The organism is Pseudarthrobacter sp. NPDC080039, from assembly GCF_040702335.1.
GTDB lineage: Bacteria > Actinomycetota > Actinomycetes > Actinomycetales > Micrococcaceae > Arthrobacter > Arthrobacter enclensis_A.
Genome location: NZ_JBFBKY010000041.1, coordinates 1 through 16,785 on the forward strand (window position 1 = coordinate 1; position 16,785 = coordinate 16,785).

Annotated in this window: 17 protein-coding genes and 2 pseudogenes; 15 read left to right on the top strand and 4 right to left on the bottom strand. The window is 64.8% G+C overall.

Going from position 1 to position 16,785, the window contains the following annotated elements; all coding sequences use genetic code 11:
- Together AB0313_RS21050 and AB0313_RS21055 are read left to right on the top strand one after the other, a co-directional pair.
- A partial coding sequence (locus tag AB0313_RS21050; protein WP_366308172.1) for a hypothetical protein occupies positions 1-302 on the top strand: 302 nt, incomplete at its 5' end.
- A gap of 37 nt (positions 303-339) precedes the next feature.
- The gene (locus tag AB0313_RS21055; RefSeq protein WP_366308174.1) at positions 340-1,167 is read left to right on the top strand and encodes an MBL fold metallo-hydrolase; all 828 of its coding nucleotides are present in this window, start codon (positions 340-342) and stop codon (positions 1,165-1,167) included.
- A gap of 1,119 nt (positions 1,168-2,286) precedes the next feature.
- On the opposite strand, the gene AB0313_RS21060 is transcribed toward AB0313_RS21055, so the two are convergent.
- Complete coding sequence (locus tag AB0313_RS21060) at positions 2,287-2,649, bottom strand: hypothetical protein (protein WP_366308176.1); 363 nt, start codon at positions 2,647-2,649, stop codon at positions 2,287-2,289.
- 94 nt (positions 2,650-2,743) lie between these two features.
- On the opposite strand from AB0313_RS21060, the gene AB0313_RS21065 reads away from it, so the two are divergent.
- The 3 genes from AB0313_RS21065 to AB0313_RS21075 all read left to right on the top strand — a co-directional run bounded on the left by AB0313_RS21065 (position 2,744) and on the right by AB0313_RS21075 (position 4,835).
- The gene (locus AB0313_RS21065) at positions 2,744-3,160 is read left to right on the top strand and encodes a hypothetical protein (protein WP_366308178.1); all 417 of its coding nucleotides are present in this window, start codon (positions 2,744-2,746) and stop codon (positions 3,158-3,160) included.
- 533 nt (positions 3,161-3,693) lie between these two features.
- The gene (locus tag AB0313_RS21070) at positions 3,694-4,470 is read left to right on the top strand and encodes a glycosyltransferase family 39 protein (RefSeq protein ID WP_366308203.1); all 777 of its coding nucleotides are present in this window, start codon (positions 3,694-3,696) and stop codon (positions 4,468-4,470) included.
- Positions 4,458-4,835 (top strand): hypothetical protein, encoded by a 378-nt coding sequence (locus AB0313_RS21075; RefSeq protein WP_366308180.1) that lies wholly within the window; start codon positions 4,458-4,460, stop codon positions 4,833-4,835. The genes AB0313_RS21070 and AB0313_RS21075 overlap by 13 nt, the downstream gene beginning before the upstream one ends.
- 257 nt (positions 4,836-5,092) lie before the next feature.
- Here AB0313_RS21075 and AB0313_RS21080 read toward each other — a convergent pair whose 3' ends face one another.
- The 3 genes from AB0313_RS21080 to AB0313_RS21090 form a co-directional block, all read right to left on the bottom strand.
- On the bottom strand, positions 5,093-5,512 hold the full coding sequence (locus AB0313_RS21080) for a YdcF family protein (protein WP_366308182.1): 420 nt from the start codon (positions 5,510-5,512) through the stop codon (positions 5,093-5,095).
- Positions 5,513-5,680: 168 nt separating this feature from the next.
- On the bottom strand, positions 5,681-5,962 hold the full coding sequence (locus AB0313_RS21085; protein WP_366308184.1) for an undecaprenyl-diphosphate phosphatase: 282 nt from the start codon (positions 5,960-5,962) through the stop codon (positions 5,681-5,683).
- Between the two features lie 139 nt (positions 5,963-6,101).
- The gene (locus AB0313_RS21090; protein ID WP_366308186.1) at positions 6,102-6,593 is read right to left on the bottom strand and encodes an undecaprenyl-diphosphate phosphatase; all 492 of its coding nucleotides are present in this window, start codon (positions 6,591-6,593) and stop codon (positions 6,102-6,104) included.
- A gap of 1,062 nt (positions 6,594-7,655) precedes the next feature.
- On the opposite strand from AB0313_RS21090, the gene AB0313_RS21095 reads away from it, so the two are divergent.
- The 10 genes and pseudogenes from AB0313_RS21095 to AB0313_RS21140 all read left to right on the top strand — a co-directional run.
- Positions 7,656-8,234, top strand: coding sequence for a WxL domain-containing protein (locus AB0313_RS21095; protein WP_366308188.1), 579 nt, complete (start codon positions 7,656-7,658; stop codon positions 8,232-8,234).
- A gap of 131 nt (positions 8,235-8,365) precedes the next feature.
- Positions 8,366-9,382 carry a DUF916 domain-containing protein gene (locus AB0313_RS21100; protein ID WP_366308190.1) on the top strand — a complete coding sequence of 339 codons (1,017 nt, stop codon included), beginning with the start codon at positions 8,366-8,368 and terminating at the stop codon, positions 9,380-9,382.
- Between the two features lie 455 nt (positions 9,383-9,837).
- Positions 9,838-10,449 (top strand): annotated as a pseudogene (locus AB0313_RS21105) (EAL domain-containing protein); the annotation flags it as partial.
- A 360-nt stretch (positions 10,450-10,809) separates the two neighbouring features.
- Positions 10,810-11,004 (top strand): hypothetical protein, encoded by a 195-nt coding sequence (locus tag AB0313_RS21110; protein ID WP_366308192.1) that lies wholly within the window; start codon positions 10,810-10,812, stop codon positions 11,002-11,004.
- Positions 11,001-11,498, top strand: a complete 498-nt coding sequence (locus AB0313_RS21115) for a hypothetical protein (protein WP_366308194.1) — start codon at positions 11,001-11,003, stop codon at positions 11,496-11,498. Before AB0313_RS21110 ends, AB0313_RS21115 begins: the two co-directional genes overlap by 4 nt.
- 199 nt (positions 11,499-11,697) lie before the next feature.
- Positions 11,698-12,609, top strand: a complete 912-nt coding sequence (locus tag AB0313_RS21120; protein WP_366308196.1) for a M23 family metallopeptidase — start codon at positions 11,698-11,700, stop codon at positions 12,607-12,609.
- Positions 12,610-12,824: 215 nt separating this feature from the next.
- Positions 12,825-13,641: pseudogene (locus tag AB0313_RS21125) on the top strand (MBL fold metallo-hydrolase).
- Positions 13,642-13,940: 299 nt separating this feature from the next.
- On the top strand, positions 13,941-14,093 hold the full coding sequence (locus AB0313_RS21130; protein WP_366308198.1) for a hypothetical protein: 153 nt from the start codon (positions 13,941-13,943) through the stop codon (positions 14,091-14,093).
- A 361-nt stretch (positions 14,094-14,454) separates the two neighbouring features.
- Positions 14,455-15,714: a MinD/ParA family protein gene (locus AB0313_RS21135; RefSeq protein WP_366308200.1), complete on the top strand. Its 1,260-nt coding sequence runs from the start codon at positions 14,455-14,457 to the stop codon at positions 15,712-15,714.
- Between the two features lie 320 nt (positions 15,715-16,034).
- On the top strand, positions 16,035-16,785 hold a 751-nt coding region (locus AB0313_RS21140), incomplete at its 3' end, for a response regulator transcription factor (protein ID WP_366308201.1).

Here is a 16,785-nt window from a genome sequence, read left to right on the forward strand (position 1 = left end):
AACGTTGGCCTCTCAATGTGGATGAGTGCCCATTCCAGCCCTCGCGCAACTCCATTTGTGGCAACGTGCACGTGTGCGAGACGGCTGAAATTAGCCGTGCTGGAATGCTATCTGTCCGCAAACGGCCCCAGCGTCTGACGCGGGGCCGTTTGTTTTTAGTAGATGCCGGTGAGTTGGCGGCCTGGCAGGTCTGTTCGGTGCAGACCATGGTCGGTGACCGTATCCTGGGTCGGGAGCATGGTCAGCTCGGACACCCTTCTTCTGAAAACATCCAAGGGCTGTGGGTACAATCGGTGACCTAGACGACGCACGCTGCTTTGCCGGAGGTACGGAGAAACAATGTCGGAATGGCTCGAAGTCGGCACGGACAACTATGTACTGGTCACTGAAGGATCCCTGCTGAACACCGGCCTGATCGTCGGTTCCGAGCGCGCCATGGTCATCGATACCGGCTGCGGTCCCCGGCAGGGGCGCGAAATCCTGGACGCAGTAAGGGGGAAGACGGACCTGCCTCTCGTCGTCGTCAACACGCACGCCCACTACGATCACTTTTTCGGCAACGCCGTTTTCGCCGAAGCCGGGGTCACCGAATTCTGGGCCCATCAGAACTGTGCTGCGGAGATAGACCAGCGCGGTGACGTGCAACGGAGGCACGTTGGAACGTTGGAGCCCGAGATGGCCGCCGGTGAAGGCGAGAACGTTGAGCTCGTGGTTCCAAATGCCATCGTCAAAGATCAGCCCGTCCTGGTGGACCTGGGTAGCGTCACGGCAACCCTGTTCTACCTGGGTCGCGGTCATACCGATGGTGATCTTCTGGTGGGGACGCCCACCACGCTCTACGTCGGTGATCTTGTGGAGCAGGGAGCCCACCCCTCGTTCGAGGACTCGTACCCTGAGGAATGGGCCGACGCGCTCCGGCACATCTCGGCATTGCGCCACCGCTACGAATTCCTGATCCCCGGCCATGGACAGCCTTGCAGCGACCAGTTCGTCAAGACTATGGCCAACACCATGACCACTGCGGTACGCCAGGCCCGCCAGTCCATCCGCGACACCCCCAACGACGCCACCAAAGCCATTCCCGTCCTGCCGTATGGGCCAGAGCAGTCCCGGTGGTTCATCAAACGGCTCCAGGAGAACTGGCGCAACAGCCACGACGCGTCGTAACAATCTGCCCGTCGGGGTTGTCCTTATGGCGGTGCAGCGGTGGGCACCACAGGAACGCAGGACATGTAACTGCCCAATGACCTGCGCAAACACCGATTCTTGAGCCAAACTTGACCGTAGACCGCCGGTAACTTGAGCCTGCCCCGCCAAGGTGGCAACATGCTCCAACGTCTCCGGGCAGGCAACGTTGTTCTCACCTGCGCCTTGCTTGCCGCCGTCCAGGTCCAGCCTGCAGCCAACGCCGCCGCAGCTACAACAGCGCAAACCGGCAACGCGGCCGCGGCCACCACCGGCCCCGGAGCAGCACCCGCCGGCATGGGCTCCGTATCCGCCATGCCCGGCCAGTCCGGGCAGCAGCTCGCCGTTCCTGTCGCCCCGGGCCTGCAGCCCACCCGCGTCACCGGCAGCATCACCGTCGCCGGCCAGCCCGCCACCGGCGCCATCCGCGTGAGTATCGAGGGGAGGACCCTGCTCGAGGCACCCGCCAAGGGAACCGTCGCCCTGGACGCCCCCGTCAGCGCCGCGGACATCACCGGCCACCAGCTGGTCCTGGCCCTCGAATACGTCCCTGCCGTCCGGGACGTGTGCACCGCTACCCAGTCCACCGCCACCCTCGGCAGCATCAAACTCACTACACAGGGCACCGAGACCGCACCCACCACCGTGACCGAATTCCTGGCCCCGTCCGTGCCCGCCATCCTCATCCCCGTCCCGGCCCAGCCCTCCAGCGACGTCTCCGCCGCCATCTTCGCAGCCTCGGCAGCCATGGCCCACCGCTACCCGCACGCCGCACTCATGCTCGTGCCGCCGTCGGACGTGGACGCACGGGCGGCCCCCCCTGCCCGCCGGTTCCCGCATCATCACCATCAAAGCGGCCGAAGGCGCCGCCAGCACCAGCCTCGGCACCCAGGCCGGCCGGCCCGCCCTGAGCATCACCGGCACCGGCGACGAACTCCGTACCGCAGCCCGCGCCCTGGCCGACACCAAATCCGCCCTGGCGGACAGCGGCGCCGTGACCGGCATGACCTCCACCGTCCCCGCCGCCACAGGACCCGAACAAACCTTCACGGACCTGGGCGCCCAGGCCATCCGGCTGGCCGGCTACGGAACCCAGGAAAGCTACCTGGGCGTCAGCCAGTCCCAGTTTGGGGCCCCGTCTCCGCCATCAGCCTCCAGCTGCGCGGCACCCACACCGCCGTTCCCACCGGCGGGCAGGCCGCGCTCTCCGTCTACTGGAACGACTACCTGCTCAGCTCCCAGACCCTCTCCGGCGACGCTTTTGACATCACCGCTGACGTCCCCGCCGGCCACCTCCAGCCCCGCAACGGCCTGCGCCTGCGGCTCACCGCCCTCCCCGCGGGCGGCGACTGCACCGGCCCCGCAGGCCTGCTCCCCATGGAACTCACCGTGGACACCACCGGCAGCAATCTCACCGCCCAACGCGGCCACGCCATCAAGCCAGGCTTCGCCCGCTTTCCCCAAGTGCTGGGCACCACCCTTCCCATAGCGATCGACGCCGGCGCTACCGCCCAGCAAAACACCATCAACGCGGCAAAGTTGGCGTACTCCCTCCAGCGTGAGAACGGCCCCCTCCTGGACGTCCGTCCGCCTCACCACCCCGTCCGCCCTGCTCGACTCCAGCGACTCCGGCCTCATGGTAGGCGCCACCCCCGCCACCACCGAACAAGCCGGTGCCCCGCTCCGGCTCGCAGGGTTCCGCACCGTCTCCACCAGGGACATCCACTACGGCGTGGGCACCAGCGCCCCCTACGGCGCCCTGGAAGCCTTCGAACAGAACGGCCGCAACCTCCTGCTTCTGGGCGGCTGGGCCCCGGACACCGCCGGCGCCGAGGCCACCCCCGGCACCCTACAGGCCAGCTTGACCGGCTACATCCAGCAGCCTGGCGGCTGGAGCTCCCTGTACCGCAACCTCCTGGTCACCCAGACCACGGGCAACCCAGTGCTGCTGGACAGCAACGCCATCACCCCGTAAGCCGAGGTCACCGACGGGTTCCGGCCGCCGGCATTCTGGCTCGCCGCCGCGGCCGCCGCGCTGGTCCTGGCGGCGGGCACCCTCGTCCTGGTCCGGCGTCGCCACCGCCGTAACGCCCGGGCCTATGCCGACGCCCTGCAAGAGGCCGCCGCGGACGGCCTCCATGGCCAGTGACCTTTTAGCGGAAACGGCACCGCGCCCCGCACCTCGGGCCAGGCGGTCGGCGGGGGAGCGGCCCCCGTGGCTGCGGCGCATCTGGTCCGCCGTCGGTGCTCCGGCTGCCGGGCGCCGCATTACCGGCGCGGCCACCATCGCCGTGGTGGCGGCCGCCGTCGGCCTCCTGGCCTGCCTCTACACCACCAGCAAGGGCAGCAACCTGGACTACTCGGATGCGCAAAGCCACCTCACCATAGCCCGGCGCGTGTTCGATTCCAAAGCCCCCGTCTTCGAACAACTCGGCACCGTGTGGCTGCCTCCTGGGGATCCTCGCCCTGGCGGCTACCGCCTCCGGGCTCTACCGGATCTGCGTCCGCCTGGGCTATGGGCGCACCGGCTGGCTGGCCGCTGTGCTGGTGCTCCTGGCCAACCCCGTCATCCTCTACACGTACACCACAGCCCTCACCGAACCCGTGCTGCTCATGTGCCTGGTGGCCGGCATGGCGGGCCTGGCACACTGGGCCACCAGCCGTCGCCGCATGAGCGCTGGTGAGCTGGCTGTGTTCGCAGGGATCCCGTCCGGCGCCGCCGTCCTCTCCCGCTACGAAGGCTGGGCCCTGGTGCTCACCGGCAGCCTGTTCGTCCTGGCCACCGAACTGCGCCGCTCCCGCCAATGCCGCGAGGCCGTCAAAATGGCTGCCGCCTACGCCATGGTCCCCGTCGCCGCCGTGCTCTGGTGGCTCTCCTACAACTGGGCCATCTACGGCAACCCAATGGAGTTCATGTTCGGCCAGTACTCCGCCTACGCGCAGCAGAAAACCATCACCGATGGCGGTCTGCTCCCCACCAAGGGCAACCTGGGCCTAACCCTCTGGACCTTCCACTGGTCCCTGCTGGAAACCCTGGGCGTACTGGTGCTGGCCGCGGCGGCGTGCGGAGCCCTGGTGGTGGTGTACCGGCGCGGTCTGGCCACCAGCACGCTCCTGGTGGCCGTCACCGGCAGCGCCTACGCCTTCGCTCTGCTCAGCCTCTACCTGGGCAGACCGCCGTCAACAACGACCATTCATTCCCCAGCACCTGGTGGAACAACCATTTCGCCCTCACCGCGCTGCCCCTGGCCGCTGTTCTCGCAGCGGCTTTCGTGCACCAAGTGACCCGCCGCCGTCGGACGCGCCCGCTGGTGGTGTCCGCGCTGCTGCTGGCCCTGGCCCTGCAGAACGCGTGGTGGCTGCAGGACCCTGAGGGACGGCTGGCCATCCTGGCCGAGGGACGCATGTCCCGCGAATCCAACACCTACTCCTTAGCCGCGGCCCGCTGGCTCAAGGACCATTACGACGGCGGCGGGATCCTTCTGGACGAGAGCGCCCGCGGGAACGTCGTGCTGCTCCGCGCCAGCAGAGAGGGCGGCCTGCTGGGCCAGCTCCATGTCCCCGAATCCCCGTACCAACTATCCAAGCAAGTAGTACCAACAGAAGCTGTCTGCCGACTTTTTGGAGCAGGACGCCTATCTCTCCTTTGAGGGCTCCTACCCGGAGGTGGCAGGCGTGGCAGCGACTAGTTCGTCAAAACCATGGGCGGTACCGTGAACACAGCCGTTCGCCAAGGCCACCAGACCATCAGCGACACCCCAACGAGGCCACCAAGCCATTCTTGCGCTCTCTGAGGGCCGAACACTCCCGGTGGTTCATAAAGCATTTGTAGGAGACTCACAGGTAATCAACCAGCGCCGCCTCACCGGTACGGGTGGAGGTTTGGCCAGGGACTTTTGCCAGGTGCTCAGCAGTCTGGGTGTAAGGCTGCCTTCACGAAGGCAGCCGACCGGTACACGTATTGGTGGGCCCATGCCGTCAGTGACAGATGCGCATTGTAGTCAAGCATGAGTAAATTTCCGGTGTAGCAGCGATTGACGATTACCCTGGCGCTTGTGATGTGGAACTGGGCCGTGAGCACGTTGGCACTGGACCAGCCGTGATGCTGGGACAGAGCCTGCAGCGTGCGCGCTTCGCCGCGGGTGGTGAATGGCTCCGGGTGGAAGCAGATGACCGGATACGTGGCGGCGGCCTTGCAGATAGGGGCAGCGAATTGTCCCGCGGGGTCGACGGGTGAGGACACGGCCAAGGTCCCAGCGGCTCCCTGCCGCATGAGTTGCTCCGTGTAGGCGATCCGGTCATTCGGTGGCCCGAGAACGAGCAACACGTCCACGTGCCGAGGGCTGTCTGCCCTGCGGTGCCACAAACAGGAAGACGCTGGCTGTGACCCAGAGGACCAACATGGCCGTTCCGACGACGGATAAACCGCCCAGAGGGCGGCCCCACGCGCGCAGGCTCCTTCTTTAGGAAAGCGCGGGACGCACTGTCCCGTCGCCTATCCCATGACGAGCATGGCGACGAAGTAAACGGCACCGCTCACCATGCAGTAGATGGCAAAGGGTTTGAGGGTTTTGGTCTCAAAGAACCTAAGCAGGAATTTGGTGGCGAACCAGGCTGCGACAGCGGAGCAAAGAGCTCCGACGAAGAAAACGCCCCGCTGATCGGCCATGTCCGGGCTGAACAATTCGGGGAGCTTGAGGACCGCTGCTGCGCCAATGACGGGGGTGGCCAGCAGGAAGCTGAATCTGGCTGCGTTCTCGTTGTTCAGCCCGGACAACAGGCCCCCAAACCATGGAGGAGCCGGACCGGGAGACGCCCGGCACCAGCGCCGCCCCAATGCCCAGGGCTTGCTTCCAGGAGAGCGCTGATGCAATCCCGGCATCCGGGTCCGTAGCGTTTGCCGCCGGTTCCCGCGGTTACCGTGTGCTGTGCGAGCTGCCCCGCGCGGAAACGTAGAGCGGTTCAACCCGTTGGGTCTCCCGGCGCCGAAGCCGTTCGGCGGCGAACAGAACAAGGCCGTTCACGATCAGGAAGGCGGCTGCGGTCAGTGGGGAGGCGAACAATGAACGAATGGGTTTTTCCAGGACCAGCCCGAGGATTCCGGCCGGGATGGTGCCGACGATGAGGAGCCAGCCGAGCTTTGCGTACGTGTTCGTCGGGTTGATTTTTCTCGCCCGTATGGACCGGGCGAGACCCTTGAAGATCTCGATCCAATCTTTGAGGAAGAATACGAACAGGACGATGGCGGTAGCCAGGTGGGTGGCGATGAGGAACGTCAAAAAGCCGCCCGAGTTCTGATCGAGATTCCACCCGAAGAGCTTTGGGAGAATAACGCTGTGGCCAAGGCTGGAGATGGGAAAAAGCTCGGTAAGGCCCTGGAACAACCCCAAAATCGCGGCCTGGATCATATTAATCACGGGCTGACCCTATCTGCTGCCGTTATCAGGAAGGAAAACGAAGCGCAAACTTTCCAACGCGACCGCCGCCCTGCGCATTGTGCTGGCGACGCGCTGCCGCGAAGTGGCTGCGCGGCGCCGGGCCTTCGAACACTGTAGCAGCCGGGCGGGACTTGCTGGGCCAGCACCGTGCTGCGAGCTGCAGCCGTTGGCCACGACGGCGACAGCTTGAATATTACCGGGGCGTGTGCTTGGGGATGGTCCCCGGTGGAGGAGAGTTGTCGTCGCGTGTACCACATGCTCGGCTGCACGTGATTCACGGCGGGGCAGCGCGAGAATTCCAAGAATAAAAGCAGGATAGGCCCAGTGAAGACCCATTTTTTAGGGGGCCCGGAGATGATTTCGTGTGTGCGAGGTGGGGACCTCCTAGCATTGACACAGGCTTTAAGCAGGATTATGCATCATTCATGGTTGAGGCTCGGATTGGAGTTTAGGCTTATCACCGAAAGGCAAAGCCCCTGCTGCTGGAATTTCTCTGTTTCATTCAGTATGCGGTGACTGGCCTTCTCGTTCTGGTTCCCGGTTCTCCGGGGGCCGAAACCGGTGTCTGTGGGGGCAGCTTTGGTGGGCTCCGACGTCAAGATCCGGGGCTTTTCACCAAGGTCTCAGCCAAAGGTCTCAACCTCATGATTCTCTCTTCTCGCCTGGACGTGTCTCCCAAGGCCCGTCAGAAACGCCGAATGCCGTGGCGATGCCCGGCATTCCCCGGCGCCCTGCCATTGCCGGGGCCTGGGTTTCTTCCGCGCACTGGCCCAGAGGGGCATGCAGGGCTTCCGCCAAGACGGCCATGCGTGTTGGGATCCCTTCGGCCTGACTGAGCCGGCACCGCCTGGTGCCTTCTGACCGTTGTCACCGACCCCTCAAGGGCCGGTTGGCGCGTACAGGCTAACCACTTCGGCCTATTTGTTGTCCCATGCCGGCGGTGGCGCCTGAAATCCATGCCCGGATTTCCGGGTGCGTTATCCGATGCAGCACCTGTCCTATCCCTTTTTGAAATTACAGGAATAAACAAAAATGCGAAAAATTTCCAAGGTCTCAGCCCTTATTGCCGTGGTCGGTATTTCCCTCGCTGCCGGCTTGGCTCCGGCTTCGGCGGACACCGTCAACTCCACGGTTTCCGGTGCCAGCCTCTCGGCCACCACCGCAGCCCCGGCGTTGTCTGCCGTGACCCTTAACGGCACGAGCACCCAAACGTCCACCGGCACGTCGACGCAGTGGAGCCTCACCGATGCCCGCGGTACCGGCGCGGCCTGGACGCTGTCGGCAAGCGCAACGGACTTCACCAGTGCCGCCGGCACCGTCGAAACCGCTGTCCGTACAATCACGGCCCCGAACCTGACCATCACCCCGGGCACGGTCACCGCCGCGGCCGGCGCGGACCCCGCGACCGGCATCACCGCCCCGGCGCTGGTCATGTCCACCACCTCACAGGCGCTGGTTTCGGCTCCCGTCACACACAAGGGCACCTACGACCTGACGCCGTCGTTCAGCCTGGCCATCCCGGCAAACGCCTACCGCTCCAACTACTCCGGTGCAGTCGGATCAACTGCCCTGAACCCCTACACCTCCACCATCACCTACACCATCGCCTAGTAGAGCGCTGACCCGGCCGCCACGTCCCTTCCTGTCTCCGCTTTGGGGCAAGAGAGGGGCGTGGCGGCACCCACGCTCGCCTGCGATACCCGCCCTGACCATTTGACTACGTTGACTGAAGGAACCCTGTCTTGACGCTGCCATCCATTCATGCCATCGGACGCCGCGCCGTCCGCACGGCCGTTGCCCTGGCCCTGCTGGTCCTGGCCGTTTTCTCGGCCGCAGGGGAAGCGTTCGCGGTTGATGACGGCACCGTGGGCATCCGCCCAGCGAACGAATCGGACTTCTTCCACATTTCCCTCTACCCGGGGTCGGCAATCGATGCAGAAGCCGTCGTCGCAAACCACTCCCAGGCGCCGGTGACCCTGCTTGATTACCCGGTGGACGGGCAGACCACCCCCCAAGGCGGCTTTGCACTGGCAGCCCAGACCGATCCCCAAAAAGGGATCGGTGCGTGGGTAACCCTAAAAGCCGACCACGTCACTATCCCGGCCAACTCGGAACTGAAGGTCCCCTTCCGCCTCAACGTTCCTGCCGGAACCCCGCCTGGGGACTACGCTGGCGCACTGATCATCCAAAGCCCGCCCGTGCAGGGAAAGACATCCACGGTAAACGGCGACACCTCGGTCCGCATCGACGTGGTCCAGCGTCAAGGAGTCCGCATCTACCTCAACGTCGCCGGCACCGCTGTCAAATCCCTCACGCACGGTGAGGTGTCATGGCAGCAGGACGGCGATGAACTGGCCCTGACTCTTCCCGTGCACAACACCGGCAACACCATCCTGCACCCCACCGCCGAACTGGCCCTCAGCGGCTGGCCAATCAACGACGCCACCGTGAAGTTCGATACCCCTGAGAGCCTCCTGCCGGGCAGCAGCATCGACCTGCACGCCACCGTAAGCCACGTGCCAGTGGCCATGAACGCCGATGCCCAGGCACACCTGAACTCCGAAGCAGGCTCCGATCAGGCAACCACTCATATCCTCTACGCCCCTTGGCTCATTCTCGGCATAGGACTACTGGTTTTGGTCGGCATCTTTTATGGGGTGTGGCGCGGTATCCGTCTCATCCGCGCTGCCCGCGCCGTCCTTGCCCAGGGTCCAACCGCCGCCGAAGTGCCCGCGGGCCGCCACCGCCAGGACGCCTGAACCTTCGGGCAACAAAAATCATAGTGTGAAGCCGTTGGTCATGCCGCCGGGCGGTGGCATGGACCGCTACACCCGGGATCTTGACCGGAACTTGAGTCAAAAACCCAAAGCCCTTGAGGGAGGAAAGCGAACATGGACTCAGCCAGGAATGAGACCTTGGCAACCACGGCAGGGCAGGGCCCGCCCTGTCCGGGAGGGTCCCCGGCCTTGTTCCGGGGGCCCTTCGCCCTTCGACACCCCTCCATTCTGTTCGCGCAAGGTCGCCAAGAACGGAAGACCAGGCCTGGAGTGAAATCCGGGAAAGCGGGGATACGGGGGTCTATTGATGATGCTTGCTGACGTATGGGGCGGCGGGCGCCAGAGGGAACAGGAGCGTGCCCTGATCGCAAAGGTACTCGAGACAGAGGCGATGGTGACCGCGTTCCAACCCATCGTCGGTCTGCAAGCATCGACGGTTTGGGGTGGAGGCGTTGACACGTTTTCCCGGAATCGGTAGCCCGGAAGCTGTTTTCCAGTCCGCCCATGCTGTGGGATGGGGCACCGCCCTTCAGGTTTTGGCCGTGCGCCGTGCCATCGGCTTCCTGCCCCTTATCCCTGATGGACAGTACCTGGCGTTGAACCTGAGCCCCAGGGTTGTCTTTGATCTATCGGAACGGGCCGGGGACCTGGAGCAGGTGGACCTGGGCCGTTTGGTCCTGGAACTTACCGAAGAAACTGCCGTGGATTACTATCCTGCGCTTCCGACCCGTCTGGCACCCTTGCGGGCCCTGGGGTTGCGAGTGGCCATCGACGACGCCGGCGCGGGCTACTCGTCGTTGCTCCCTATCGTGGAACTTCAGCCGGACATTATTAAAATTGACAAGTCCCTGATCGGTGGGATCGCTGCCGACCATCCCCGTCGCAGCGCCATCCGCGCGTTCGTGGGTCTCGCCCAGGATTTGGACGCGGCGACTGTGGCCGAAGGCATCGAAACCGTCGCCGACCTGAACACAGTCCGCGACCTGGGTGTCACCTGCGCTCAAGGATATTTGTTGGGCCGGCCCAGCAGCGATCCCACTCTCCTGTAGCCAGCCACGGCCGCTCACACCACCGCACGCCGTAGACTTGCCCCAACTGCTACTGGGCTGGTTCACGCCAGGACACGCGGTCAGAGTCGGCACACCACGGGTTTATGCTTTTGGAAGTCGGAAACGCCGCCGGGTGCACCGTCGCCAGTCATTGCATGCGGACGCTGACTCGACTGCACTGCGACCAGAAACCGGACGGGAACAAAAATTGTCCAATACGCAGGCCAGGAGCTTGCATTGAGCCGGAACGAGGCAAACCTTGCCCACGCCCACGCCTGAAGGGTACCTGATCGCTCAGGACCGACATGACCTACTTACTGTGGTCGCCGAGGACCCCGAAGCAATTCACAATGCTTTGGCTTGGCGGTGAAGCAGCTCCGCGCTGCCGCGGGACCCGGGGACCGGCGCGGTGTGCTGGTTACCCGCCGGAGCCAGTCCCTGTTCACCGTCGAAGCCAGCGTCCGTGTTCCGCACGGGACCACCTTGGAGGAAGATCGCTGGTTCCGCCCCGCGGTGTATTCTGCTGTTGGTGCGGGGGACGGAGCGGCCCCGTGACTCCGGCTCCCGTCGACGGGCCCAGGGACGTGTGGTGGACCGATCCAGTGACCATGCGGGACGTTGTCTTGGACCGCGCGGCGGCGGAGGCCCGCCTCACGCAATGCCCGGCGCTGGAACGTGTATGGATCCTGTGCCTGTTGGACCGGACTCAGGAGGCTATCGCCGAAGCCCAGGAACTGCTGAACGTCTCAGCGGACCGTCTCCCTCCTTTACTCGTCCTCGCCCAGGCCTACCAGCGGCAATATTGCTGGCATGACGCCGCACGACTGCAGGAAGAAGCACTGTGTTTGGCCCGCACACGCGTTCGTGAAGCGTTGGTCCGACGCCAGATTGGCCGTCGGCTGTTCGACGAGGCCAGGTACCGGGAGGCCGCAGCCGAATTTGAATGGGCCCGCGATCTCTACCGCACCGCCGGCCAGCGGGAGCACCTCGTCGAAGCCTGCCAGCAGGAACTGGAAAGAGCCCTGGAATTGAGCGCTGCAAGACGTTGACCGCTGACTCCGTTGGGGACCCACGCTCCCCTGAAGTTATCCGGATATCCCGCAAGCACTGGCACAGTTCGGCAAGACACCGCGAGGGTTTGCCTAGCTTACGCGCAGATCCGGTTATCGGGCTTGCCGGCCGTGTTCCCATGGTAGAAACACCGCACACCTCCTGGTATTCGGGGCGGCCACTATTGGGGAGAACCACTTGGCAAAACACTTGGCGCGTGCTGCTGTCCGCCGCAAGCAGCAGCACCGGCGCCGGGCGGCGCGACTGGCCGTTACCACAGGAACTGCCGTGCTCGCGGTTCTTGCCGTAGGGCTCCTTGCCCACGGCTCCGCTTCCGCTTCCGACCACTCGCCCGGCGGTGCTGGGCCTGCACCGGCCGCCGTCGCGGCGGTTGCGCAGAATAGCGAATCGGGCGCTTCCCCGTCCGCGCCGGCGGACGCCCGGCTGGCCTACACCCGTTCCGTGGTGCTCACGGAAGGCAAGAAAGAAACTGCCAAAATCGATGTGTCCTCCGCCGCGGTCCGGCCGGCCGCGGGCACCCTGGAGGCGCCGCTGGAAATGCTTGCGCCAAGTTCGCCGTTCGGTCTTCGGACGAGTCCCATCAACGGAACACCGGGGGAGTTTCACTGGGGACAAGACTTCTCCGCATCCTGCGGAACGGGTGTCTACTCAGCCGACGCCGGCGTGGTGCGGGCCGTGGGCTGGCATCCGTGGGGCGGTGGCAACAGGGTGGAAATCGACCACGGCAACGGGCTGATCACCTCCTACAACCACCTCGAGGGCATCGCCGTCCGTAGCGGCCAGCAGGTGCAGGCAGGCGAACTCATCGCCAAGGTGGGGACTACCGGCGCCTCAACCGGCTGCCACCTCCACTTCGAAACCATCCTGAACGGCACCTACACCGATCCTGCTAAATGGACGCTGCAGCCCCTCCACCCCGCCGCGGCCTCCGCCGACACAAAGATGACGGACTACCAAAAGGCAGTTCCCGCGAACACGGTCCCCTGGACTGTCCCGACTTCCGCCCAGCTGAACAGCAATGCAGCCGCGGCGGAGGAACATAGCCCAGCAAAGGGTGCTGCCAGCGAACAGGGCAAGGCAAGCAAGTAGTCCCTACCGCCAGGGCGGATTTCAGGGCCGCCCGGCGGTGCCGTTCCGCGGTGATGTCCATGCCGCCCTCGCCCGACGGCGTCCCGGGAACTCCAACACTGCCCGGGTACAATCGAGCCCAGACAGAAGCACGTGCTTGCCGGAGGTATGGAGAAACAATGTCGGAATGGCTCGAAGTCGGTGAAGACAACCACGTTCTGGTTACCTAGGCTTCGCTGCTGAACACCGGTCTCCTCATCGGCTCAGAGCGGGCCATGGTCATCGATACCGGCCGCGGCCCCCGGCAGGGACGCGAAATCCTGGACGCGGTGAGGACGAAGACCCAGCTGCCGCTCGTCGTCGTCAATACCCACGCCCACTATGACCATTTTTTCGGTAACGCGGTGTTTGCAGAGGTGTCACCGAATTCTGGGCCCACCGGAACTGCGCCACCGAGATCGACGAGCGCGGTGACCTGCAGCGGCGCTTTGTGGGAACGCTTGAACCGGAGATGTCCGCCGGCGAGGGCCGCAACGTGGAACTGGTACTGCCCAACGCCATCGTCAAGGACCAGCCCGTCCTGGTTGATTTGGGTGGCCTCACGGCAACCCTTTTCTACCTGGGCCGGGGTCCCACGGACGGCGATCTCCTGGTGGGCGCCCCCCACCCTTTACGTGAGGGACCTGATGGAACAGGGTGCCCACCCTTCCTTCGAGGACTCCTACCCGGAGGAATGGGCCGACGTGCTCCGGCACATCTCCGCCCTGGGCCACCGCTATGAGTTTTTGATCCCAGGCCACGGAAAGTCCTGCAGTGACCAGTTCGTCAAGACCATGGCCAGCACCATGAGCACCGCGGTCCGCCAGGCCCGGCAGCCCATCCGTGCCCTATGGCCCGGAACAGTCGCGCTGGTTCATCAAGCGCCTGCAGGAGATTGGCGCGCAAGCCAGGGCGTTCAGTAACAAGCCAGCACGCGTCCCCATGGTCGATCGATCAACGATCGGAGGGACTCGCGTGAACACTGGGTGCGTTCCGCGGCACGGAAGCAGGTGACCTGGCCGCAGCAGGGGCTAAATTCTGGAAGCAGGCATGACCGCCAATAGGTCGTGAACCTGTGGAACCTGTATCTGACTATACCCGGGTGTGTCAACATCACGGCGCAGCCCTACGCCACCGACAATCTCCAGGCTCTCCTGCTGCCCAACTTAACCCCGGCCCCCGGCTAGCCAAACGGGGCGGGAACCAGGCGTGTTATGGAGCCTCCGTTATGTCGACGGATTTACTAATTTGTCAATCGCCTTGACGTATGGTTGGGTCTACCCGGGGGATCACTATTGCCAATGGAGGCTGCTATGGCTTTTTCGGACTATGCCCTGGCGCTGACCGCGCTGCTGGCCACCCTGGTGGTTCCCTTCGCCGTCCTGTACCAACTGCTGCGGCTCAAACGCCGCGCCCTCCGGATCCCCGTCCGGCCCGCACCCGCGCCCAGAGGTAATCAACGCTGACCATGCCGTATATCGACATCAACCCCCACAAGGGCCGCCCCAAGTGGGTGGGCTACACGATACTTGCCGTTCTCCTGGTGCTTACGGTTGCCGTAGTAGCGGCCGCCCTCGCACGCCACTAAGAAGCCTCGCACGCCACTAAGAAGTAAGTCTGGCTGGGCAACCCAGACCCAGCGCCTAGACTTACTGATTGAACCAGTGCCGCATAACCGTTTGCCGACCGTCCGGGGGGACAGACATGACAGATCCGGCGGATCAGATTGCAGGCGCCCAAGCAGAGGATGCAGGGCAGCCGCAACTGCGCCGACGCCGCGACCTTCGTCGTGCCGACGGCTCAGTTCAGGATGCCTGGACAGGAACCATGCCAGCAGTAACCCCCGAAATGTCCAGTTCGAACGACGCCGACAAGCCGGCGACACGTCGATCCTCCTGGGCGGAGGCGGCTGCTGCGGCTGACGCCACTAAGCCGTCGCGCGCACCGTCGGCCGCCCCAGCGGCTCCTGCGCATCCGACGCCACCCGCCCGGCGACCTGCTGCCGACCCTGCAGCGGCACCACTCGCCTCCGTGCCGTCCGCAGCTTCACGTGGCGCTGCGCAGGAGGCCGCCCCGCCGCCGTCGGACGCTCCTGCTGAGACCCTATCCTTCCGCCGCAGCCGGCCCACCGTAGCCGACACGATCGCCGATAGCCCGATGCCCGATTTCATCAGCTCGCCGGGTCTGTTTGTTAAGGAACAGAAGCCGCGGCCGGTGGGCGGCTTCCGCGGTGCCCTTTACAGCCTGACCGGCGGCGCCTGGAACCTGGGCCCCGGCCCCAAGCAGCGCCAGGAAGACGAGCTGGGCCGCCGGATCTCGCGCCAGCTCCAGGGCAGCTACAACACGGCCGTCCTGAGCCTCAAGGGCGGGATCGGCAAGACGTCCACCACCGTGGGCGTCGGCCTGACCCTTGCCGAGTACCGCGGCGATGCTCCCTGCGCCATCGACGCCAACCCGGACTCGGGAGACCTGGTAGAGCGCGCCCTGGGCGAAGGCATCTACCAGCAGTCTTCGCCACGAACCATTACGGACCTCTTGGAGAACCTCGAGTCCATCGACTCCCTGACCTCGCTGGCCCGGTACATGCACCACGCCGGCCGTCTGCACCTGATCGCGGGGGAGCAGGACCCCGAGGTCTCGGATTCTTTGACAGCCGAGGAGTATTTGCGGATCCGCAAACTTATCTCCAGCTACTACTCCGTGGTGCTGACTGACTGTGGAACCGGCGTGACCCATAACGCGATGAGTGGAATCCTCCAGTCCGCGGACAACTTGGTGATCGCGGCCGGCTACGCCGTGTCCGGCGCGAAGCGCGCCCGCAGCACTTTGCACTGGCTCGCCGGTCACGGCTACGAGGACCTGGCCCGCAACGCGATCGTGGTCATCACGGACAAGGATGAGGTGTCCTCCCGCGTGGACAAGGACGCCATCGAGGAACATTTGTCCGGTATTTGCCGCGAACTGATTGCGGTGCCGCACGACCGCGGCGTTGCTGACGGTGACCTGGTGACGCTTGACGTACTAAAGCCGGAGACGCGGCGGGCCTATAAGGAGATCGCCGCAGCCATCGTGGACGGGTACCGGTAGACGCGCCGCTCCGGTGCATTCCATCCCGCGCTGCAGGCCTCGATCGTTTTCCGCTGCCGAACGGGGGCCGCGAGGCCGTAGCGCTGGACGAGCGGGCCGTGGCCTCAGGTCCGGGGGTAAGAGCCCAGGCCGGAACTTGGGATGTTCGGGTTGCAGGCAACGGCACGTCAGGGATTCTCTTCGGCACTAAACATGAGTATCGGAAATAGGAGTTCTCGCTGTCTCGGGCGCTGCTTTGGTTGTAGCGTGGAAATTGTGGTTCTGGAAATCGTGTCTGCGCTGGGCGGCCACTGATTCTCCGGGCACGCAGTGGAGGGGTCATGGGCGAGCTGGGCGTCGCTGTGATTATTGAAGACGATCTGGACGTGCGCGGGCTTCTTGAAGCTGTGCTGGTTCAATCAGGTTTTGAAGTCCACACAGCGTCCTGCGGCAGGGAAGGCGTTGAAAGGGTCCGTGAGATCGGCCCGGACGTGGTGACTTTGGATGTTGGCTTGCCTGACATTGACGGGTTTGAGGTTCTGCGCAGGGTCCGGAAGTTCAGCACCGCGTACGTCGTGATGCTCACCGGCAGGGAGGACGAGGGCGATGTGCTTGCCGCGCTGCAGGGCGGCGCTGACGACTACATCACCAAACCGTTCCGCCCGAGGGAAGTCCGGGCTCGTATCACTGCGATGATGCGCAGACCCCGGCACGGGTCCGGCGCAGCGGCCGCAGGCACGTCCAGGACTGTCCCTCCGGCGTCCGGCGGGTCGCGGAGCAGCGGCTCCATCCTTCGCTGCAACGGGTTGGAACTCGACTACCGACGACGGACTGCTTCCCTCCACGGAAGAACGCTGGAGCTGACCCGGAGCGAGTTCGAGCTGCTGCATGAGGTGTTGCGGGGAGCGGGCGCGGTGCTGTCCCGGCCTGACTTGGTTCGCGCGGTCCGGGGCGGGCAAGATCGCGATGATGCCTACGTCAGTGATGCGGATGAGCGCGCTGTTGAGGTCCATATGGGGAATATTCGGCGTAAGCTCCGCGATGATCCGGAGTCGCCTCGTTGGCTGGCGACCGTGCGCGGGGTTGGGTATA

Coding starts and splice junctions, on each gene's coding strand:
- AB0313_RS21055 (WP_366308174.1), top strand. CDS start 340: ATGTCGGAATGGCTCGAAGTCGGCACGGACAACTATGTACTGGTCACT.
- AB0313_RS21090 (WP_366308186.1), bottom strand. CDS start 6,593: ATGATCCAGGCCGCGATTTTGGGGTTGTTCCAGGGCCTTACCGAGCTT.
- AB0313_RS21095 (WP_366308188.1), top strand. CDS start 7,656: ATGCGAAAAATTTCCAAGGTCTCAGCCCTTATTGCCGTGGTCGGTATT.
- AB0313_RS21130 (WP_366308198.1), top strand. CDS start 13,941: ATGGCTTTTTCGGACTATGCCCTGGCGCTGACCGCGCTGCTGGCCACC.
- AB0313_RS21135 (WP_366308200.1), top strand. CDS start 14,455: ATGCCAGCAGTAACCCCCGAAATGTCCAGTTCGAACGACGCCGACAAG.